This is a genomic window from Bacteroidota bacterium, from assembly GCA_016706255.1.
Lineage (GTDB): Bacteria > Bacteroidota > Bacteroidia > Chitinophagales > BACL12 > UBA7236.
Window position 1 is genome coordinate 172,750 of record JADJJZ010000003.1, and the last position, 23,977, is coordinate 196,726.

The window sequence follows — 23,977 nt, forward strand, 5'->3', positions numbered from 1 at the left end:
GCAAAGGTAAAGGTAAGGCGCGTCAACAGCGCATAGAACATAACTTTTTAAATTTATAGCGGGTTTAAAAATCAAAGGCTGCGAATTTCCATTTTTTTCGAAACCTGCTAAAATGTTTAACTTTAGGTTAATATTCCGATAATATGCGATTGCACACACCACTTTTTTTTGCCCTAACCTGCATTGCACAGGTGTTTACCGGACAGGTTGTAATAAATGAAGTTACTTCACGAGGCGCATTAACCGATGCTTCCGGAGAGCAGGTGGACTGGATTGAAATTTATAACGCAGGTGCTACAGCAGTTAATTTATCCGGATATGGATTAAGTGATAATGCGATAATTCCATTAAAATGGCAATTTCCGGATTACGAATTGGGTGCTGCCCAACATATGCTGGTGCTGGCAAATGGCATGGATATCCTGGCAATAACAAATCATTGGGAAACAGCAGTTTATAATAATACTACTTGGAAATATTTTGTCGGAACAACCGCACCACCTGCAGATTGGAGCAGCACAGGATTTGATGATAGTGGTTGGAGTTCAGGTACCGGAGGCATGGGTTATGGTGATAGCGATGATGGCACTACAATATCGTCAACCGTTAGTGTTTTTATGCGCAAAACGTTTACCGTTGATGATATTGAAGTAATTGAATCGGCTAAATTACATGCTGATTACGATGACGGATTTGTTGCTTATTTAAATGGTGTAGAAATAGCCAGGTCGGGAAATATGTTAGGCGCTCCTCCGGCATATAACACAACTGCCAACAGTGATCATGAAGCCGGTTTATATGCAGGATATACTCCTGAAGAATGGCATATTTCTGCTGATATCATTAATAGTTTATTAGTTGAGGGAGATAATTATTTATGTATACAAACGCATAACGTTACTGCAGCTTCTTCAGATTTATCATCTAATTTTTGGTTATCGTTTGGGATTAATAATGCAAGCACCTATTTTTTCCCGGTACCGGGATGGTTTGTTGCACCTTATGAATACAATCAAACAAATTTTAAATTAAGCAACAGCGGTGAAACATTATATTTAAGCGATGCTGACGGTAATATTTTAGATTATAAATATACCGGCGATATTGCCTATGCGCAAAGTATGATGCGTAAACCCGATGGCGCAACTACATGGTGTATTACAACAGATGTAAGTCCGGGTTACACAAATAATTTTGCAACCTGTTACACCGGATATGAACCCGAGCCGGTTTTTTCCGCAGCATCAGGATTTTATGAAGATGCATTATTAGTTTATCTTACTTCGCCCTCACCAACATCAATTATTCACTATACGTTAGATGGTTCAGCAGTTACTGAAGCATCGCCAATTTATTCCGGCGCTATTTTACTTACCGATAATAAAGTGATTGCTGCAAAATGTTTTAGCAGTGGAGATTTATTGCCGGGAAAAATGCAAAAGAACACCTATTTTATTGCCGAAGATGATTATACATTACCAATACTTTCTATTTCAATTGACCCGGGAAGTTTGTTTGATTATGATACCGGCATTTATGAATTGGGATGTTGTTACGATGTAAATTATCCTTATTACGGAGCAAATTTTTGGGAGCCATGGGAGCGTTTCGCACATATCGAATATTTTACACCAACCGGTGCGCCACAATGGGAAAAAGATATGGCTTTAGAAATACACGGCGGATGGAGTAGAGCCGAGGCACAAAAAGGTTTTCGTGTAGATTTTAAAAATCAATATGATGGCGAGTTGGAGTATCCTTTATGGGGTGGTAAACCTGATTTAGGACCAATTAATAATTTTAATTTACGAAACGGTGGACAGCATGTGTGGACATATAAATTTCAGGATGCATTTTTAGCGAAAGTAATGCAGGAAACACATATCGATTATGAAGAGTGGCAACCTTGTATGTTATTTATAAATGGTGAAGCCTGGGGGTTGTATGAAATTAGAGAAAAAGCCGATGAACATTTTGTGGAAAGTAATTATGGTATAGATAATAATTCGGTTGATTTATTAAATGCATGGTCTGCACTAAATGGCAGCGATAGCGGATTTATTAATTTGTACAGCAGTTTAATGGCTATGAATCCATTAACAGATGATTATTATAATAAATTTGATCAGAACGTTGATATTCAAAATTACATCGATTATTATATTGGTGAAATATATTATCAAAATGTTGACTTTGGGGGATATTATTGGGGCGTAAATAATACAAAATTATGGCGCGAACAAAATGGCGGTAAATGGCGATTTATTATGTATGATATGGATGGCGCAATGGGATATTTCGGTTCGGCACCAATTGATAATTATATTAATTTGACCAGAAACCCAAGTTACCCAAATGCCTTTTCTCAAATATTTGACCGGACTTTAAATAATATTGATATCAGAAATTATTTCGTAAACCGTTTTGCTGATTTAATAAATACAATTTACAAGCAGGAAAATATGGAGGCTATCGCCTATACCATGCGTGATTCGATTATTTCAGAAATACCGCATCAATTAAGTGCATGGGGTGCGCCCACTGTAGCAACTGTTGATTCGTATTTAGATGCTATGCTTAATTATAATAACACACGCCGGAGCACCGCAAGAACACATATAAATACTTCGTTCGGATTAGGCGGGCAACGCTCACTTACCATTGATGTTGAACCTGCCGGCGCCGGATATATTATTTTAAATACCATTACACCAACCGAATTACCATGGACAGGGATATATTTTGATGGAGTGCCTGTCAGTTTAACCGCTGTTGCAAATCCGGGATATACGTTTAGTAACTGGGAAGCCAACGATTTATTGCCTACGGGTTCAACAGATATTGCTTTATCGATAAATTTAGATGAAGGCGACAATTTTACTGCAGTGTTTACCGGAAGTGCAATTGATCCGGATATTGTGGTTACAGAAATTAATTATAACAGTAATAATGATATTGATGCCGGCGACTGGTTTGAGTTGTATAATAACAGCGGCACAACTATTGATTTAAGTGAATGGAAGGTTAAAGATGGTAGTGAAGTATATAAATATACTATTCCTTACGGAACAAAATTAAATGCAGGAGCGCGTTTGGTAATTGCACAAAATCTCGAAAAATTTAATTTGATATATCCCGCAATTACCAATGTGGTTGGTGGATTTGTTTTCGATTTTAATAATGATTTTGATGCTATTATTTTAACAGATATTGCCGGAAATGTTATTACAGAAGTACATTACTCCGATGAGCCTGCATGGCCACAGGGCTCAGATGGTACAGGTCGTACTTTGGAATTAATTTCCTTTGCTGCAGTGCCAAATAATCCGGAAAGTTGGTTCGACGGATGTTTGCGTGGTTCGCCGGGCGTAGTGTATGCACCTTGTAATGATGAAATTGTATTTAGTGAAATAAATTATAACAGTTCAGTTACAAACGATGCCGGCGACTGGGTTGAATTATATAATAATAGCACTGAAGTTATCGATTTATCGAAATGGCAATTTGTAGATGACAATGATTCCGCTGTTTTTGTTATTCAAGAAGGCACACTATTATATCCGGCAGAAAGAAAATTAATTGTAGAAGATATTGCAAAATTTAATTCGATTTATCCGATTATAACAAATTACATCGGCCCATTTGATTTCGGATTAAAAAGTGAAGGTGAAGAATTGCGTTTATTTGATAACCATGGTAATTTGCAGTTTACTATGATTTACAGCAACACCTACCCATGGCCAACCACACCTGATGGTGGACGTTATACGCTTGAATTGCTCGACGCAAATGGCAAAATGAATAACGCTGAAAACTGGTTTGCCGGCTGTCAGCTTGGCTCACCTGCCGCGGCTTTTGATCCTGATTGTAAAGTAGATATCGAAAATATTAACCTAAACGACTTTACGATTTATCCAAACCCTGCAAATGATTATTTCATTATCGAATTATCTAATACACACGGAACTGAAACGATGATAACTTTAATTGATTCAAAAGGAGTTGCAGTAAAACAGGAAATGGTAATGGAAGGAACGAATATTATCTCCACCCAAAACCTTGCATCAGGAATTTATTTGGTAAAAATAAATAGTGGCGATGTAATTATAACAAAGGCATTAATGGTTACAAATTCGGAAAATTAAAATACCGGGATTGTAATTATTTTTTTCTTTCGATGGTATATCGCACTAATTCTATTAGGGAAGACTTACTTTCACTTTCAGGAAACTGTTCGAGCAACTGAAATGCTTCTGCCTGAAAATCTTTCATTTTTTGTTCGGCGTATTGAATGCCGCCATTTTGTTTTACAAAATCGATAACCCAATCAACTTTAGCTTTATTTTTATTTTCGTTTTTTACGATATTGATAATCTTGCGTTTATCAGCAGGGCTGGCGTTTTGCAGGGTGTAAATGATGGGGAGGGTAAGTTTGCGTTCCTTAATATCTATGCCTAAAGGTTTACCGATGTCATCAACACCATAATCAAGTAAATCGTCTTTAATTTGAAATGCGATACCTATTTTTTCGCCAAACAAACGAAAAGTTTCAATTAATGTTTCATCTTTTGTTGCACTTGCTGCACCGGCACTGCAGGCGCTGGCTATTAAAGAAGCTGTTTTTTTTCTTATTATTTCATAATAAATCGATTCCTTAATATCCAGTCGTCGTGCTTTTTCAATTTGCAGCAGCTCGCCTTCACTCATTTCTTTTACTGCAGTTGAAGTAATTTTTAATAAACGGTGTTCATTATTATCCAGCGAAACCAATAAACCTTTTGCGAGTAAATAATCGCCAATTAAAACGGCTATTTTATTTTTCCAGAGTGCATTTATGGAAAAAAAACCACGGCGCTCATAAGCATCATCTACAACATCATCATGCACCAGTGTTGCTGTATGTAAAAGTTCAATTAGTGACGCTGCGGTATACGTAGACTCGGTAATTCCGCCACAAACTTTTGCGCTCAGCATCACAAACATGGGCCGCATTTGTTTGCCTTTGCGTTTTACGATGTAATACATCACACGGTCGAGCAAGGCAACATTACTCTTCATCAGCTCCTTGAACTTTGATTCAAATAATGCTAATTCAGTAGAAATTGGGTCTTGGATTTTGCTGATTGCAGACATCAGCGTGCAAGTTAAGGCACATTTTAATTATAACAAATTAACTTTGGCGTTCAATTTGCTTATGAACATCCTGAACCCTAAAACGAAGGTCTATGAAACGATTTAAAATCCCATTTATAGTAGCTGCAGCTTCGGCTGTTTTGCTCGGCAATAGTTGTTCTGAAGGAGGAGGTGTAAACCTTTTTTCGCTGGAAGATGACATTGCACTTGGTGCACAAATTGCCGCTGAAATTGAGGCAGATCCTGCTACCTACCCGATTCTTGATTCTGTAGTTTATGCCGAAGCCTACGATTTGGTTTACGATATCCGTGACCGCATTCTGGCCTCAGGTAAGGTTTATCATAAAGATGATTTTGCCTGGCAGGTGCGTATTATCAATGATGATGATATTGTAAATGCCTTTTGCACACCCGGAGGTTATATCTATGTGTACACAGGTTTAATCCGTTATCTGGAAAATGAGGCGCAGTTGGCCGGTGTTTTAGGCCACGAAATGGCACATGCCGATTTAAGGCATTCTACTGACCAGTTAACTGAAGCATACGGTATTTCATTGTTGCTCAGTATTGTTTTGGGTGAGCAGGAAAGTATTTTGGCAGATGTTGCTGCAAGCTTAACCCAATTGGCTTTTAGCCGTGGAGATGAATCGCAGGCAGATGAATATTCTGTTATTTATTTGTGTCCTACAGAATATGTTGCATCCGGCGCTGCGGGATTTTTCCTCAAAATAGAAGATGAAGGTGGGGTTGAAATACCGGAATTTTTGAGCACTCATCCAAATCCTGACAACAGGATTGAAAATATTAATGCGACAGCAGATGAATTATTATGCATTGGCGATGAAGTATTTGCCAGCCGTTATGATGATTTGATTGATGCGTTACCATAAAAAAATCCGCCGATTGGCGGACTCGTAAATCAAAAACAAAATAAAAAGTTCGGGAATCAGAAACTCATGCTGATTCCCGCATTTATTTGCATAAAACCGTAAGGAAATAATCCGCCGGTTGCTCTGTTTAATCTGGATGAACGATAAACTGAATTTGTTAAATTTTTTCCTGCAATAAAAAAGGTTGTTTTTTCAAACACGCCGCTTTCGTTTAACAGTGTGTAATTTAAATTCGCATTGATATAATAATAGGCCGGTAATTTTCCTATGGAACCATCAGCAGATTCATTTTCGAAGCTGAAAAATTCCGTATATTGTTCACCGGTGTAATTTAAACTTAGGTCGGCATTAAATTGTTTAAAGGTGTAGCTCAAATTAGCATTTGCAATTACTGCAGGCACATACGGCACCGCATATCCTTCTGCTTTGCCATCACCATAAGTAATAACTAATTTAGTAATATCCTCAAATACATCAGGTGTTACTTCGCCTTCATATAATGCACCATCAACATATATTTCAAAAGCTTCCGGCGTGTTATTTATTTTATCAATTAATTCATTTTGAGTTGCTTCAGTATGAATAACAGTAGTAAATAAATCATTATCACTTAAACTGCCTGAAGTAATTTCAGATTGCATAAAGGTTAAAGCCGTTCCGAAATTTACCTGATGTTCGCTGTTGCCAAATGCCTTGCTGATATTCATGTTAAACGCAAATTCTAACCCGCTGATGCGAACACTTCCGAGCGATTCGAAAGCCTGGGCTCTTGCCGGCGAATAAAAATTATTGATATCCATATTAAACAACGCAACCTGGCCATTATAAACCTGATTTTTTTGAACAAAACGGCTGCCAATCTCAGTGTTAATGCTGGTTTCCGGCTTCATATTCGTTTCGTCGCCTGTAGTTGGTACTACTTCACCATTTTCAACCGTAACGAATGCTATAGCTGTAGTGGGTGATGAATATCCTTTGTAAATACTACCATACACTTCAAATTGTGTTTTTGATAAATTAATATCTCGATAAATTATATTTAAACCCGGTGTAATTTCATTAAAAGTGTTTTTTATATCACCATAATCCGGCCCATTATTGTTGCCGGTATTACCATTTTTTAGGAGGTCGTTTTTGGTAAGATATAATAATTCGATACGGGCAATTGGTGTAATTTGTAATTTGCCGAAATTAAAATCATTTTTTACATAACCTGATGGAGCAATCAGATAATAACACAAATCGGCAGTGGTTGTACCTGATAATGCCCAGCGGGTTGAATCATTTTTTATTGTGATATCGTGGTAGTTTTCATAGTGTAATCTTGCACCTGCTTCAAATTTATGTACACTGTAATTAGTAGTAAATTTTTCCTGTAATCCAGCTACCTGATATGCCCAGCGACTATCGGAATTACTTTCATATCCGTTTACAATTTTTCCAACGCGAACATAATCTTCATCACCAAAAGTTTGGCCACTTAAATAGCTGTATTTTTCATTAAAAATTTCATCTCCAACATAACTCTGAACATCAGCAGCCTTAATAACTACACTATTTTGTTTCCACCAGTCGCGATAAAAATCAGAGCCGTAAATTTTTGATTGTAATCCTGATTTATCATTTATTTTCCAGTTGTGAATTAAATCGATTCCGTAACGGTGGCCGGTAAATAAATCGGCATCAAACGGATTTTGTGTAGGGTCAAGTTCTAAGGTATAAGGTGTAATGCCACTTAATGAATTTTGAACATTTTCAGTCTGAAAAACGAGTTTAAGATATAATGATTGGTTTGCTGATAATTCGCTAAACCATTTTGCAGAAAAATTCAACATGTGTAATGCGGAGTTATCGCTAAAGCCTTCAAAATTTTTATACATCGCCATAAATTCAGCTCCGGTATTTTTCCAAGTGCCGCCATAATTTGCCACTGCTGATGCATAATTGCGTTGTCCGCCTGTTAAACTTAAATTAAATGTTGGGTCCTGTGAAGGTCGTTTGGTGATATAATTTACGACACCAAAAATATTATTTGCACCATAAACTAATGTCTCCGGTCCTTTAATTACCTGAATACCCTCTAATCTGTCGGCAGGAACATTATAATAAGCTCCGGGTGCCAGATACGGTGCCGGTGAAATCGGCGAACCATCTTCCATTAATAATATTTTATTGGAACGACGCGGATCACTGCCTCGAATTGAAATATTTGGTCTGTTACTTAATCCCTGGTCGCCGGCAATATTTACACCGGGAATAGTGCGTATCATTTCTTCACTGCTAATAGGCTGTATCTGTTTTATTTTTTTTAGGGAGATAACATTATTCGTTCCTGCAAATCTTGTGTCATAAACTTTTTGTTGTTCAGAAATGGTAATTTCTTCAATCATAATTGCTGTTAAATTCAATTTGATTGCACCTAAATCAACAGTTGGGTTATTTGCACTAATAGTAACCTGAGGAACGCTGTTTATTTCATAACCAACACAAGTAATATTTACGGTATAGGTGCCATAAGGAACATTCTGAATACTGAAATTGCCATCTTCTGCAGAACTTGTCCCAATTGTATTATTTGCAACAACATTCACAAATGCCAGTCCCTGACCTGTACTAGCTGAAATTACACGACCATTAATCGAACCCGTTTGTGCGAGTGCTAAAAAAGGTAGTAAAAAGAATAGCGTACAAAGGTTTTTCATACTATACATTTTAAGGTTCGTAAAATTAACCCCAATGCGACCTTTTAAAAAGGTGTTTACATAAAATTTACAGAGTTGAAATTTGAACTGTACCGCTTGAAATATGGTGTTAAATAGTTACTTGTGCTTAACTTTAAGCAAAATTAAGCGCATAAAATATGAAAAGGATTTTACCGGTTTGGATAGTAATGATAACTGCCTTAAATGTTTTCAGTCAAACAGCACCTGCCCAGCCCAAGCTGGTGGTTGGTGTGGTAGTGGACCAGATGGCATATGAATTTTTATACCGTTATAGTGAACAGTATACAGAAAATGGATTTAAACGTCTGTTAAAGGAAGGGTACAGCTGTGAAAACACCCATTACAGCTATATTCCAACGTACACCGGCCCCGGACATGCGTCGATTTATACCGGTTCGGTGCCTGCGGTTAATGGAATTGTATCAAACGACTGGTACGATGAAAAAACAGGACAATTTATTTATGTGACGCAAGATAATACGGTAACACCTGTTGGGGCAGTTGCGGGCAATCAGCAGTCGCCACGCAATTTGCTGACTACAACAGTTACTGATATGCTGCAATTGAGCAATCAGCAGGAATCAAAAGTGATTGGTATTGCTTTAAAAGACCGCGGCGCAATTTTACCGGCCGGACACACCGCTGATGCAGCTTATTGGTATGATGGTGCCGCAAATGCCTGGGTTATCAGTAGTTATTATATGCCAACATTACCACCATGGGTGCAAAATTTTAACGCACAAAAACCGGCTGAACAAATGATGAATCGCTATTGGAATTTGTTACTGCCACCAACCGCCTACAAAAGTGCAACTGCCGATAGTGTGAGTTGGGAAACTGTTTACATTGGCGAAGCTTCACCAAAATTTCCGCATTACATGAATTTTACCGGTAACAGTGAAGCAATAAAAGGAACACCATTTGGAAATACATTAACCGCAAATTTTGCTAAAGCAGCTATTGAAAATGAAGAATTAGGTAAAGATAATGTTACCGATTTTTTATGTGTGAGTTTTTCTTCCACCGATTATGTTGGACATGCCTATGGCCCGCATTCGGTTGAAGTAATGGATACTTATTTACGATTAGATCGCGACCTTGCCGAATTATTAACGTATTTAGATACCAAAGTGGGTAAAGGTAATTATGTATTATTTCTAACTGCCGATCACGGCGTTTCACCAACACCACAATATATGGAATCGCTGAATATTCCTGCGGGCACAACAACTGAGGTTATTATGACTGATACCATGAATGATATATTACATGCAGCATTTGGTCCGGGTGAATGGATTAAAGCTTATACCAATCAGCAAATTTATTTAAATGATAGTTTGTTATTGGCTAAAGGAAAAACTAAAAAGGAAATTTTTTCGGCACTATATGAACCTTTGTTAAAAATGAATGGCGTTGCTTATGTAATATTAATTAATGAATTAGGACAAGCAACTTTAAATTCAAACATTAAAGAATTGGTAATCAATGGTATTTACCCTAAACGATGTGGCGATATTCAAATTTTATATGAACCATATTGGTTTGAGGCGTATCGGCCAACAGGCACTACCCATGGTTCGCATTTTAGTTATGATACACATGTGCCATTAATATTTTTTGGCTGGAAAGTTAAACCGGGTGCACTTTACAGAGATGTGCAAGTAACCGATATTGCACCAACTATTTCTGCTTTATTAAAAATATCGGAACCAAATGGTTGTGTGGGAACAATAATTCCGGAAGTGGTTAAATGAGATAAATTAACGTGTAGTCAGCAATAAAAATCATGAAAAAAAAATTAGGACTTTTAATTGTAGCAGGAACAGTGTTGTTAACATTTGTTGTGATGTTAATTGTATTTTTTAAACAAAAAGATGAAAATAATTTTCATCAGTCTTCACCAAAACCTACACAGGTGATGGAAAATAAAATGGATGAAGAAAAGCAACATGAAGACCGGGAAAAGTTTATCGAATTAATGCATAGCGCAGCTCCGGGAACCAACTGGAGAAAAATGGATGCTGATTTACGGTATCAGAAAATGAAGGAACGTGCAGCAAAAAATAATATGCGCATTACAGGTGGCGAATGGGATACACTGGCATCAGGCAATGTAATTGGAAAATGGGATGAACTCGGCAGCTTTAATACATCAGGCAGAATATGGGCTACTGATGTGGATTATACTACTGATAACATTTATGCATTTACCGATGGTGGTAATTTATGGAAAGGAGAAATAGATGGCAGTAACTGGAATGTGATAAATGATAATTTTAAAATAACCGGCACCCATTTGTTAAGAAAAATTGATGGTCGTTTAATTGCTGCATCATCAGCATGGGGAACTCAGGGTGTATTTTATACCGATGATGAAGGTTTAACCTGGAACGAAGCAACCGGTTTAGAAAATATGGAAACCTGGGGCAATTTATTTGATGCGGAAATTTTGGATGATGATTTACATACCATGTTTGTTTTAGTTTATGAATGGGATTATACCAATTGGTATGATATCGTTTCCATATATAAATCTACCGACTTAGGTGCTTCATTTGAAAAAATTACTTCATATGATGTGCCCACTTATGGTGGTGGTAATCATTTTGTATTATGGGCGGCATATAATGGCGCACCGGTATGTTATTTTATTGAAAACAATCATGTAAATATGATTGACGCAACCGGAACCATTACTGCAGTTGGAAATTTACCTGAGCTGGAAGACGGTGATATCATGCTTTGCGGATTTGAAGGTGTTACGGCAACAAGTTTGTATGTAGCACATCATAATTATGTAAGTGGAGAAACAGATTTTTATAAATCGGGCGATAATGGTGTTAACTGGTCGGCAACCGGAAATATAGCTGAAGGCAATTTCAGTAAAAACAGTTTTTATTGTTCACAAAAAAATGAAGGCTATTTATATTATGGTGGTGTTGATAGTTACCGCAGCACAAGTGCAGGTGCAAGTTGGGTAAGAAATAATTATTGGTATGAATACTATGATAATATCGAAAATAATTTACATGCTGATATTCCATTTATCCATACATTTATTGACCCGAGTGGTGGGGCAGAAATGGTATTAATTAGTACAGATGGTGGTTTATATCGTTCAGATAATAATGGATTAACATGGAATAATTTAACCGAAGAAGGTATGCGAAATGCACAATATTATGATGTATATACCTATCGGTTTGTTACGGATATTATTTTTGCCGGCGCGCAAGATCAGGGTTATCAGCGAAGTGCTTATGACATTGATGATAATTATTATTTCGATCAATTAATTAGTGGTGATTACGGACATATTGTATCGCGCAGTGGTGGTGATAATATTTGGTGCGTATATCCCGGATTTGCGATGTATATAAATGATGCAGCAGCGAGTTCCGATTTGTATTTCTGGGATTTTCAGGGAACGGGACATTTATGGATGGCGCCAATTATGGCCGATCCGTTAGATGATGAAGTGGCTTGGTGAGGCGGTGGTTCCGATGCCGGAGGCGCTTATTTATGGCGATTAGAAAAATCTGGCGGAACAATAACCGGTGTGAAACAACCTAAAAACTTTTCAGTTGCCGGAGGCGGTTCAATTTCTGCTATTAATTATTCACCTATAAATCCAAATTATTGGTATTTGCTTACAACCGGCGGTAATTTTTATTATTCAACTGATGCAGGTGATACATGGACAATGACTTCCGGTTTCGACGGACCGGGTTCGCATTATTTTTATGGCGCCAGTATCGAACCATCTAAAACAACATTAGGTGTGGTGTATATTGGGGGAAGCGGATATGATAATCCGGCAGTATATGTTTCTGAAGATAATGGTGTGAGTTTCACCGGACTTACAGATGGAATGCCTTCAACATTGGTTTACGATTTAGCAATTTCTACCAACGATAGTTTATTATTTGCGGCTACTGAAGTTGCTCCTTATGTTTATGTGAAAGCAGAAAATAAATGGTATGATTTATCAGGTGTGGACGCACCTTTGCAAACTTATTGGAGTGTTGATTTTGTTGATGAAATTCAATCTGTGCGTTTTGGAACTTACGGCCGCGGTACCTGGGCGTTTAAATTGTATGAAGAACCTGAAGTAATTGCTGTTGATGATATTAATGATGTTGAAGTATTAAAGGTTTATCCAAATCCTGCAGTTAACAGCGTTCAATTACTAGTGAGTGCATTTATACCGGATGCAACAATTGACATTATTGATATGCAGGGAAATATTGTAACATCAAAAAATGCTGCCATCAACAAAAATATTCCTTACAAATTAAATGTAAATAACCTTGGAGCCGGACAATATTTTATCCGGATAACAGGACGAGGTGCGCCTTTAATTGAAAAACTGATTATAACAAAATAGGCATAAAAAAACCGCATCCAGATAAAAGATGCGGTTTTTTTATTTTAGATCGGTTTACAATTTTTCAATTTTTTGTGAAACAATTGTTCCGTTATTATTTATTTCCACGAAATAGATACCAGCTGCTAAATTGCTGATATTAATTGTTGTGTTAGATGATGCTGCAGAAGTTGTATTTACTACTTCACCAACAATATTTTTTACCTGAATTACAACATTTCCTGAAAGCGGAGTTGTAAATGCAACCTGAATAAATTCATTTGCCGGATTTGGAGATATTGTAATATTGTTATCAAGGTCATTTACAGCCAGGTCAACACCTACTTCAGTTGTTTGGCATGTGATGTCATCACAACCATAAACATTTACAATTGATAAACAAACTTCATAAAGGCCTGCTACAGCATAGGTGTGCACAGGGTTTAATTCGTTTGAAGTATTGCCATCACCAAAATCCCAACTCACTGATTCAGCAACACCTGAAGTTTCAGTAAAGCTGATGGTTAATTCATCCTCTGCAGATGTAAATGATGCCGGTGCAGGTTCATCATCAATTAATAAAGAAAGTGTATCGTAAACAAATCCTGATTGTGGATTATATAAATATAATTCTACGCTTTCGAAACTTTCAGCAACTGCATCGTGTAATGGAATAATTTCGATAATACCTTCACTTTCAAAAGCAGGAATAGTAAGTTGATTAGGAATTAATTCATAGTCAACACCATTTGTTGCGCTACCTGCAATATAATAATCAATCACTAAAGGTTCTGCACAAGGTACTTCGTTCGTAATTTTGAAATAACCATTTGCACATTTTTCAACGGCATAGGTTAAATCATTATCTGCTAATGTTTGATGTTGCATGCGCAGACTGCCTAATGAGCCGGTTTCTAAAAACACGCCTGAATCGAGAATGCCATCACCAGCATCAGCAACAGCCATTTTCATATGATAAGTGCCACCGGCAGTTACCGGAATTGTAGCAAGTAAAACGGTAGTTAAACCATCATATTGAACATAGGCAACATCAGATGCATAAGGATCAGAAAAACCATCACCATTATATAAATAATATTCAGGATTTGTTGCATCATTAATATTATTAATTGTTACAGGTATATCAGTACCGGGAACAACTGCAATATTTACAGGTGTTAAAATATCAGGGCCACTTACCCAAAAAGCAAATACATCATTAAATCCGCTACCAACAAATTCAGCATATTCTTCTGAGCCAAATACATATTGTAATTTAAGTGTATCGGCTGCAACGTCCATATCAAACTCAATAATACAGGCATCATAAGTTGTCCAAATGGTAACTGCATCTAAATCGGCGTCACCTAAAGTACCGTTGTAACCGGAAGCAGAACCCATATTATTTGGGCCAAGGGTATTTAATAATGTTCCGGAAGTAAGTGCAATTCCGTTATCGATGCCCACATTTGCTGAGGTTGCATCAAAAAAGCCGGAAGCACCATCAGCACAGGTTCGTTCAATATTTGAAACAACTATACCGGGACCTGCAAGGGAGTAAATAAAGGTAGTATCGTTTGGTTCATCGGTTACGACGAGCTGAGCTCCTGCATTAAATGCAAGCGGCAAAACGAACAAAGGGAGGAGTAAAGTTTTTTTCATAAAAATTTGATTTCAATCTAAAATTAGTAATTCAGATGGAATATCGGGGCTTTTTATGGAGTTTTGTTTCCGAATGTCCGCTTTTCAATTTAAACAATTTACGATATATCAGGATAAAACAGCCATGAAAGTGGGCACCGATGGGGTTTTATTAGGTGCCTGGGCAGCTCAACGGATAGGTGGAAGTGCCATTTTGGACATTGGCACCGGAACGGGATTGATTGCCCTGATGCTAGCACAAAAATTTCCTGCTGCAGCCATTTGTGCTATTGAAAGAAATGAAGACGCATTTGTTCAGGCCAGGGAAAATATCGCAAATAGCAAATGGAGCAATCATATTCAAATACATCATATTGATTTACAGGATTTTATTTTACAATCAGATTCGAAATTTGATGTGCTAGTTTGTAATCCGCCGTATTTTATAAGGGGTTGGCAAGTGGAAGATGTTGCGCGAAAAATGGCAAGAGATGCCGACCATTTACCGCATGATTTATTAATAGCAGGTTGTAAATCATTATTAACAGCGGAGGGACATTTATATATAATTCTTCCGGTAACTGAAGCTGCATTATTTATTGTGGCTGCTGAAGCAAGTGGATTTTATTGTAATCGGAAAACCAATGTAATCACACGAGACGGGCAGGCTCCTAAAAGGGTATTAATGGACTTTTCTGCCATATCGGAAAGTGTAATAGAAGATTTTATACAAATTGCAGATGCTGAAAATAATTATACTGACGGTTACAAAAATTTAACATCCGACTATTACCTGAACTTCTAAACAAAAAAAAGCGCCCGAATTATCGGGCGCCATGATATTTGGAAACACTGTTTTGGTCAGATTTTAATATCGGTCATCAAAATCACCATCATCAAAGTTATAGCTGTCCTCTTCGCCAAAGTCGTCGGCCATATCATCTATGAACTCTTCCTCATCGAAATCGTCCTCTTCCTCATCTTTTACTTTTTTTCCTTCACCTTCATCGTCAAGGTCTTCATACATATGTTTACCCTCATCGAATCCAAAGTCTTCTTTTTCATCCTTTTCATCAAAGTCGAATTCGTCTTTAAAGTCTTTGTCGTTAAACTGACGGAATTCTTCAAATTCATCGGCAATTTCGTTTAAGTCCTCTTCGTCATCTTTAGCAACTTCTGCATCATCATCATCGTCGTCGCCGAGTTTAGCATATGGAAGGTCTTCCAAACCCTTAAACTTTTTATCATCTACATTTTTGTTCAGGAATTTGTTGAGTTTATCGATATCGGTATTAGACGATATCTTTTCAAATTCATTAATATTCATTTCAAAACCATCAAAATCTTTGTACACTTCAAATTTACCTTCCAAAGGTTTTTTCTTAGGCATAGGTTAATTCTGAATTTTCACTGAAAGTTATCAAATATTTTAATTGAATTATGCAAACGGGTAACAGAAATATTTTTTCCTAATACGTCCATCATAGCAAAAACTGGTGGTCCTTGTAAACCGCCGGCGAGTGCCACTCTCAAAATCGGCATAACATCTCCCATGCCCAAATTGTTATTTTTCATAAACGTTTTAACTGTTGTCTCAATTTCCGGTTCGGTAAAATTAGTAATAGATTCAATTTCACCAATCAAATTTACAAAGATTTCTTTTTTTTCAGGTTTCCATTTCTTGCGAATGGTATCCTCATCAAAATAAGTAATGTCTTCAAAAAAGAATTTACCAGCTTCATACAAATCGGGAATGAACACTGCCCGCTCTTTCATTGCATTACAAACCTTTACTAAATATGAATGGTCAAAAGTAAGGTTTTTTTGTTGCAGATATGGAATTAATAATTCTGCAAGTTCTTCACCTGATTTTAATTTAATGTGTTGCTGATTAAACCACTTTGCTTTTTCAGGATCGAAACGTGCTCCCGATTTCCCGATACGCTCAAAACTAAAGGCCTGAATCAATTCTTCGCGTGAAAATACTTCCTGGTCGGTTCCTGGGTTCCATCCTAAAAATGCAATAAAATTAATATAGGCTTCAGGTAAAAATCCTTTTTCTTTTAATCCCGAAATATTTTGTTCTTTCCAGTCGAGCGAATAAAGTGGAAAACCATATTTATCGCCATCGCGTTTACTTAATTTTCCGTTGCCTTCGGGTTTTAATATAAGCGGTAAATGCGCAAAAGCAGGCATTACATCTTCCCACCCAAACATTTTATAAGTCATAACATGAGTTGGTGCACTTGGCAACCACTCTTCACCGCGCACCACATGTGTAATTTTCATCAGGTAATCATCCACCACATTTGCCAAATGGTAAGTAGGCATGCCATCACTTTTAAATAAAACCTTATCATCCAGCTGCGACGAATTAAATGTTACCCAGCCTCTGATGAGGTCGTTAAATTTAATTTCTTCATTGCGCGGCATTTTTATTCTGATAACATAAGGGTCGCCATTTTGTAATCTGCGGTCCACTTCATCTTTACTTAAAGCAACTGAATTTTGCATGTACTGACGGGTAATGTGGTCATATGCCGGAGAAGGATTTCCCTGTTCCATCATACGGTTGCGCATAGCTTCAATTTCTTCAGGTGTGTCGAATGCATAATAGGCATGTCCTTTTTCAATAAGTTCATCAGCATATTTGCGATATAACGCTTTGCGTTCACTTTGGCGGTAAGGCGCATGCGGGCCACCTATGTGTACACCTTCATCAAATTCAATTCCGGCCCATTTGCAACTATTTATTACATATTCTTCGGCACCGGGCACATATCTGGTTTGGTCGGTATCTTCAATACGTAAAATGAGTTTACCACCCATTTTTTTCACAAATAAATAGTTATACAGGGCGGTTCGTATACCTCCAAGGTGCTGAGCCCCGGTCGGACTCGGCGCATATCTTAATCGTACTTGTTGCTCCATTTCTTTTGCTGTAAGTTGCAAAGTTAATGGCATGTGGCAAATTCAGCTAATATCTGCGGTAATTACCTGATTTTTTTTGCTTTTAGATTTCAAACCGATGTTTACTTTAAACCTTTAGGTATAATTTTTGTCAATTAGGTAACTTTGCGCGAATGTATTTTATAAAAACACCCTGGTATTTAAAAAGTGTGTATCCAAGTTTAGTTTGGGATATGCCTAAACCAAATACCGTTTACCTCACGTTTGATGATGGTCCGGTGCCGGGTGTTACTGATGTTATTCTGGATATGCTTAAAGCGCAGTCAATAAAAGCAACTTTTTTTTGTATTGGCGATAACGTGCAAAAACATCCGGAATTATTCAACAGAATTAAAAACGAAGGTCATGCAATTGGCAATCATACCTATCATCATTTAAACGGATGGAAAACAGAAAATCCTGTTTATTTTGAAGATATTGCTGCCTGCGATGAAATAATACATTCCGAATTATTCAGACCACCATATGGTAGAATCGGATTTAATCAGATTCAGGAATTGAAAAAAAAATATACCATTGTAATGTGGGATGTTTTAAGTGGAGATTTTGATTTAGATATAGATGCAACACAATGTATTAAAAATGTTACTGAACATGTTACCGATGGTTCCGTAATTGTTTTTCACGATAGCGAAAAAGCTAAAGAACGTGTATTACCTGCATTGCCGGAAGTGATTGAAACACTTGTAAACAGAGGGTTTCGATTTGAATCAATTATTCCCGGTATGCACAACGGTTTAGTTCCCACACATTAAAAAATAATACTCAAATAATTAATTATAATGATTGATACGCATGCGCATATTTATTTACCGGAGTTTGATCACGACAGAGCTCAAATGATTCAGCGTGCAAAATCGGCAGGTGTATCTAAAATATTATTACCTGCTATCGACAGTGAAGTAATAAATGAAATGCTGCATCTTGCCGAAACTGAAAAAGGATATTGTTTACCAATGATGGGATTACATCCCTGCAGTGTTAAAAATGAATTTGAAAAAGAATTATCCATCGTAACCGAATATTTAAATAATCCGGAATATGATTTTATTGCGGTGGGTGAATGCGGATTAGATTATTATTGGGATAAAACATTTGTGCCTCAACAAAAAGAAGCATTTGCTTTTCAAATTCAATTGGCGAAAGAACATAAATTACCGATTGTAATTCATTCAAGAGAATCAACCGACGATTGTATTGAAATGATTGCACAATATAAGGATGCAGACCTGCGTGGCGTTTTCCATTGTTTTTCCGGAACCATTGAACAACTGGAAAAAATAATAGCACTTGATTTTTATGCCGGTATTGGTGGCGTGTCTACCTTTAAAAATGGCGGACTCGATAAAATTCTTACAGAAAAACATTTACAACATGTATTGCTGGAAACCGATGCGCCTTACCTTGCTCCGGTTCCTTTTCGCGGCAAAAGAAATGAACCGGCTTACCTTAGTTATGTGAAAACCCGCTTGAGCGAAATTTTACAAATTGACCCTGTTATCATCGATGAAGTTACTACAGCAAACGCGCAGCAATTGTTTTTTTGAGGTAATTGTCTACTCGTATGCTGCGCTTATTTTCCTATTCGAATATTGCTGTAATAAGCGCTTTTGTGTGGTTAACAGGTTTTAAATGATAAAATTGAGCGCTTATTTTCTTACTTTTGCATTTTTATTGGAGAGATGTCCGAGTGGTTTAAGGAGCACGCCTGGAAAGTGTGTATACCCCTAAAGGGTATCGAGGGTTCGAATCCCTCTTTCTCCGCTGGTATTAGCAATTAACCGCAATAAAATTTCAGCACCGGCAATTAGCTTACAATGAATTGCCATCTCTAATTAAATAGTAAAATGCAGATTTAAGCTTTGAAATTATTTTACTTCAATACCGTATTTAATTTCATATTTTTTACTCAAATCATTCTGCCAGTTTTCAACTTTTATTCTTTCACCATTAATAAATATATTGGTAAGAATACTTGTTTGCATATCTAAAGCATCACCTTCACATACAAAAAGGGTAGCACTTTTTCCTGCGGTTAATGTGCCATAGGTATTTTCGATGCCTAAAATTTTTGCATTGTTTAAAGTGATTAATTGCACTGCTTCTTCTTTACTTAAACCATAAGCTGCTGCTGTTCCGGCTATAAATGGTAAATTGCGCATACCCCAAAAACTATCACCACCATCGCTCATCGTTAAGCCACATAAAACGCCTGCTTTTACCAGTATAGAAGGTAATTTATAAGGTAAATCAACAGGGTCGCCATCAAATGAAGGCAGCTCATGTGTTGTTTCTATAATAACAGGTATATTATTTTCTTTTAATAAAGTAGTAACACGATAGCTTTGTCGGCCACCTACAATTACAATTTTAATTCCATACGTTTTTGCAAAATCAACTGCGCCAATAATTGCTTTTTCGCTATTTGCAGCAATAAACATTTTTTGTTTTCCTGCAAAAATGTTGCGCATAGCTTCAAACTTTAAATTTTTCTCTTTATGCGTTGCCACAGTGCAATATGCTTTAGCCTCAGCCATAAAATTATTTATCATCAATAATTCCTGATTATACGTGCTGCTGATTTCATTAGTGCCTTTCTGATAATTATAACTGTAAATACCGGGCCAATACATATGCATGGCATTATCCGGCACCACAACTGCATCTTCCCAATTCCAACCTGCCAGTTTCATAATACTGCTTTGTCCGCTGATTACAGCTCCGCCCGGAACAACTTCTGCAATTAAAACACCATTGCTACGTACGGTAGGAATTACTTTTGAATCGGTATTATAAGCAATAAGCGACCTCACATTCGGATTAAATACACCAACCTCATACGCATCGCGTGTTGCACGAACTGCACTGAATTCAATTAAACCCAAACCTGAGCCGGTGGCAATAAAACCGGGATACACATGTTTGCCTGTGCCATCAATCATTGATGCGGTATTAGCATCAAAACCATCGGTTTTTGCAACACCTGCATATTCAATTTTGCCATTTTTAAATATTACGGTACCATTATTAATAACGGTGCCATCACCAATATGTAAGGTAGCATTTGTAATTACAACCGGAACCTGTTGAGCAACAACACAAAATGCCATTAAACAGATTATGGATAATATATATATTTTTTTCATGATTCTCCTTTTAATATTCAATGTTAATTTTATTATTCACCCTGCATAAAATCAAACTGATCTTCGCATTCGTATAATTTATTTTCTTTTACTACAACCGGAATTACCGGTGCGCCACCATTTTTTTCTGCAATCATTTTTGCAATAATTCTTGAACGTTCTTTTGCAGCGGCTTGTAATAACATATCCTGTTGCATATAATCGTAATAAATAATACCGTCAATAATTGTTTTTTCTGCTATGGCATAAATACTTAACGGGTCAGCACTCCATAAAACCACATCTGCATCTTTTCCTTCTTTAATACTGCCCACGCGATTGTCGACATGCAGTAATTTCGCCGGATTCAGCGTTACCATTTTTAATGCATCTTCCGGACTCATACCCATGTATTTAATTGATTTGGCAGCTTCCTGATTTAAACGGCGCGCCATTTCTGCATCATCTGAATTTATTGCTGTTACTACACCTTCATTAGTTAATATGCCGGGGTTTTGCGGAATAGCTTCTGCCACTTCATATTTATATGCCCACCAGTCGGCAAAACTGGATGCACCTGCGCCGTGTAATTTCATTTTATCGGCAACTTTATAACCTTCTAAAATATGGGTGAATGTATTAACACGAAAATCAAATTGATCGGCCACCTTCATCAGCATATTAATTTCGCTTTGCACATAACTATGACAGGTAATAAATCTTTTTTCCTGCAATATTTCTGCGAGTGCTTCCAATTCTAAATCGGTGCGCACTAATTCTGTTTTTGAATTTTTAGCCGCTATGTATTCCTGAGCACGTGTAAATCCATCAACAAAAACCTGCTCAACACCCATTCTTGATTGCGGGAAACGAGTCGTATTATCATCGCCCCAATTACTTTGTTTTACGTTTTCGCCTAAAGCAAATTTGATAAAACCGTCAGCACCTTCAAATTTCATTTGCTCAGGTGCTAAACCCCATCTTAATTTAATTAATTGTGTTTGTCCGCCAATGGCATTTGCCGAACCATGTAAAATATGTGCGCTGGTTACACCACCACTTAATTGTCGGTAAATATTAATATCATCACAATTAATTACATCACCAATGCGCACTTCAGCACTTATTGATTGGGTTCCTTCATTTACACCTGATGTAACGGCAATATGCGAGTGTTCATCTATAATTCCCGCTGTTAAATGTTTACCGGTTCCATCAATTACCAAAGCGTTTTTTGCAGCAATATTTTTTCCGATTTTAATAATTTTTCCGCCTGATATCAATACATCATAATTATTTAAAATGCCTTCTTTTTCGTTTGTCCAAACTGTTGCGTTGGTTATTAGAATATCCTGTTGTTTTGGTGCTTGCAAATAACCGTATGCAGTAAACGGATACATCACTTGTCCATAAGGAATGGTATCTCGTTTTAAAGTATCATCTTTTTCAGCATACACATTGGTGTACTGTGCATTCCATTCAACCCATGTGCCATTAATTTGTCCGCTGCCACCAAAATTTTTATCTTGTTTCCAACCGCTTAATCTGAACAACTCAACACCATCACTAAATGATATTGAAATGTTTGCATCGGTAATATTTCCTGATGCTTTTAGTGTGTCGGTATTTTTAATTACAGCATATTCAGGTGCATCAACTTTACCACTGATAACCAATCCATACACACGATTGCCAACACTTAATTTATATACACCACGCGCATCAGCAGCTTCGGGTTTAACAATATATTGTTGACCATTCACCCAGTTTTCATAAATTACCGTTTCCGCATTAAAAATATTTCCGGAAGTAATAATAAAGTTTGCAATTTTTCCTGAAGCTAAAGTGCCTAATTCATTTTGTGATTTAATTATTTCTGCAGGAATAGTAGTTAATGCCTGTAAAGCCATTTTTTCGCTAAGGCCATACTGAACGGCTTTTCTTAAAGCAGGTAAAAAATCAGCTTTGTTTTCCAGACCGTCAGATGTAATACTAAATTTAATTCCGGCTTTTTCCAACATCGCACAATTGGCAGGTGCCATTTCCCAATGTTTTAAATCTGATATACTTAATAATTCCGCATCATAAGGGTCGCTAACATCGGGAGTTTTTGGATAATTTAATGGAATAATTAAGGTAGCACCTGATGCTAAAATTTCATTTACGCGTTGGTATTCATTGCCACTGCCTTTTACAACAAATTGAAATCCGAATTCTTCACCAATTTTATCTGCACGTAATATTTCGAGTTTTTCATTTGAATCAAAAATTTGCACCAGCGATTTATTATTATTGATTGCCAGCAATGAAATATTTTTTTCAATTTTATCTCCACCCTTCGCATACCAATCTGCATCGTAAAATGTTTGTCGCAGTAATGCAATACTGCCCATTTCCGATGTAGGATAGTCCTGTGTTGAACTGCCCTTCATAAATGAATAATGACTGCTCACATTTTCTTTCAACAACATTTTTCCTGAAGATTCATTTCCTAATAAAACAAGAGCACCTGTTCCGCGCATAATGCCATCTTCACGATGTGTTAAACTTGCACCAAAACCGGCACCACGAAATTTGCTACCTGAAGCGGTATCAGGCGAAAAAACAGTAAATGCCTGAAACTCCGGTGTAACTGCCTGATTCCAGTTTACGGCATTGGTATTATTATTTACCATTTGTGGTCCGCGACTGCGATCAGGATTTTCTTTTGCGGGAATTCCATATCCGGCATTCAAATCGATAAATGAAGGATAAATATATTTTCCTGTTAAATCAATAATCACGGCATCAGATGGTATTGCAACACCTGCACCTGCAGCAACAATTTTTCCCGATTTAATCAGCAGGGTTGCATCATTGGTTGTTGTTGATGGGTCAATTACTAATGTTGCATGCACAAATGCATACACTTTATCTCTTTCATCTGCCACTCCGTTTACCGGATAGGTAGATTGCGCAAAGCCGGAAATAACCAGCATTCCGATAAAAAAACTCAATAAAATTTTCTTCATAATCGTGGTTTGAATAAACTTGCCCTGATAGATATTATCCTGAAAAGCGCACTAAGATAAAAATTGCCCTGATAATCAATGGTTAAACCTTTTTAAGATTTTTCCCGTCTTATAGCCT

General features: G+C 37.0%; 15 protein-coding genes and 1 tRNA gene. 9 read left to right on the forward strand and 7 right to left on the reverse strand.

Translation table 11 applies throughout. From position 1 onward, the window contains the following. Positions 1-143 precede the first annotated feature (143 nt). Positions 144-4,145 carry a lamin tail domain-containing protein gene (locus IPI65_02380; GenBank protein ID MBK7440398.1) on the forward strand — a complete coding sequence of 1,334 codons (4,002 nt, stop codon included), beginning with the start codon at positions 144-146 and terminating at the stop codon, positions 4,143-4,145. 16 nt (positions 4,146-4,161) lie between these two features. Here the strand turns inward: IPI65_02380 and IPI65_02385 are convergent, their stop codons facing one another. Then, entirely contained in the window at positions 4,162-5,133 is a 972-nt protein-coding gene (locus IPI65_02385) for a polyprenyl synthetase family protein (GenBank protein ID MBK7440399.1), read from the reverse strand. A gap of 92 nt (positions 5,134-5,225) precedes the next feature. Here IPI65_02385 and IPI65_02390 point away from each other — a divergent pair, with 92 nt between their 5' ends. Next, the gene (locus IPI65_02390; protein MBK7440400.1) at positions 5,226-6,023 is read left to right on the forward strand and encodes a M48 family metalloprotease; all 798 of its coding nucleotides are present in this window, start codon (positions 5,226-5,228) and stop codon (positions 6,021-6,023) included. 56 nt (positions 6,024-6,079) lie between these two features. Here IPI65_02390 and IPI65_02395 read toward each other — a convergent pair whose 3' ends face one another. Next, the gene (locus IPI65_02395; protein ID MBK7440401.1) at positions 6,080-8,725 is read right to left on the reverse strand and encodes a TonB-dependent receptor; all 2,646 of its coding nucleotides are present in this window, start codon (positions 8,723-8,725) and stop codon (positions 6,080-6,082) included. 158 nt (positions 8,726-8,883) lie between these two features. Between IPI65_02395 and IPI65_02400 the strand changes: the two genes are divergently transcribed. The 3 genes from IPI65_02400 (at position 8,884) to IPI65_02410 (ending at position 13,133) form a co-directional block, all read left to right on the forward strand. After that, positions 8,884-10,500: an alkaline phosphatase family protein gene (locus IPI65_02400; protein MBK7440402.1), complete on the forward strand. Its 1,617-nt coding sequence runs from the start codon at positions 8,884-8,886 to the stop codon at positions 10,498-10,500. 32 nt (positions 10,501-10,532) lie between these two features. Further along, the gene (locus IPI65_02405) at positions 10,533-12,236 is read left to right on the forward strand and encodes a hypothetical protein (protein ID MBK7440403.1); all 1,704 of its coding nucleotides are present in this window, start codon (positions 10,533-10,535) and stop codon (positions 12,234-12,236) included. A 69-nt stretch (positions 12,237-12,305) separates the two neighbouring features. Beyond that, the gene (locus IPI65_02410) at positions 12,306-13,133 is read left to right on the forward strand and encodes a T9SS type A sorting domain-containing protein (protein MBK7440404.1); all 828 of its coding nucleotides are present in this window, start codon (positions 12,306-12,308) and stop codon (positions 13,131-13,133) included. Between the two features lie 54 nt (positions 13,134-13,187). On the opposite strand, the gene IPI65_02415 is transcribed toward IPI65_02410, so the two are convergent. Next, positions 13,188-14,774, reverse strand: a complete 1,587-nt coding sequence (locus IPI65_02415; GenBank protein MBK7440405.1) for a choice-of-anchor L domain-containing protein — start codon at positions 14,772-14,774, stop codon at positions 13,188-13,190. Between the two features lie 73 nt (positions 14,775-14,847). Between IPI65_02415 and IPI65_02420 the strand changes: the two genes are divergently transcribed. Beyond that, positions 14,848-15,558, forward strand: coding sequence for a methyltransferase (locus IPI65_02420; protein MBK7440406.1), 711 nt, complete (start codon positions 14,848-14,850; stop codon positions 15,556-15,558). A 63-nt stretch (positions 15,559-15,621) separates the two neighbouring features. Here IPI65_02420 and IPI65_02425 read toward each other — a convergent pair whose 3' ends face one another. Both IPI65_02425 and IPI65_02430 read right to left on the reverse strand, forming a co-directional pair. Next, positions 15,622-16,143 carry a hypothetical protein gene (locus tag IPI65_02425; protein ID MBK7440407.1) on the reverse strand — a complete coding sequence of 174 codons (522 nt, stop codon included), beginning with the start codon at positions 16,141-16,143 and terminating at the stop codon, positions 15,622-15,624. A 17-nt stretch (positions 16,144-16,160) separates the two neighbouring features. Beyond that, entirely contained in the window at positions 16,161-17,684 is a 1,524-nt protein-coding gene (locus tag IPI65_02430) for a glutamate--tRNA ligase (protein ID MBK7440408.1), read from the reverse strand. A gap of 152 nt (positions 17,685-17,836) precedes the next feature. Here IPI65_02430 and IPI65_02435 point away from each other — a divergent pair, with 152 nt between their 5' ends. The 3 genes from IPI65_02435 (at position 17,837) to IPI65_02445 (ending at position 19,487) form a co-directional block, all read left to right on the forward strand. Then, positions 17,837-18,478 (forward strand): polysaccharide deacetylase family protein, encoded by a 642-nt coding sequence (locus tag IPI65_02435; GenBank protein MBK7440409.1) that lies wholly within the window; start codon positions 17,837-17,839, stop codon positions 18,476-18,478. Positions 18,479-18,505: 27 nt separating this feature from the next. After that, complete coding sequence (locus IPI65_02440) at positions 18,506-19,270, forward strand: TatD family hydrolase (GenBank protein MBK7440410.1); 765 nt, start codon at positions 18,506-18,508, stop codon at positions 19,268-19,270. A 129-nt stretch (positions 19,271-19,399) separates the two neighbouring features. Beyond that, a tRNA-Ser gene (locus IPI65_02445) sits at positions 19,400-19,487 on the forward strand. Positions 19,488-19,591: 104 nt separating this feature from the next. On the opposite strand, the gene IPI65_02450 is transcribed toward IPI65_02445, so the two are convergent. Next, positions 19,592-20,869, reverse strand: a complete 1,278-nt coding sequence (locus tag IPI65_02450) for an amidohydrolase family protein (GenBank protein ID MBK7440411.1) — start codon at positions 20,867-20,869, stop codon at positions 19,592-19,594. 32 nt (positions 20,870-20,901) lie between these two features. Beyond that, complete coding sequence (locus tag IPI65_02455; protein ID MBK7440412.1) at positions 20,902-23,862, reverse strand: amidohydrolase family protein; 2,961 nt, start codon at positions 23,860-23,862, stop codon at positions 20,902-20,904. Positions 23,863-23,977 lie beyond the last annotated feature (115 nt).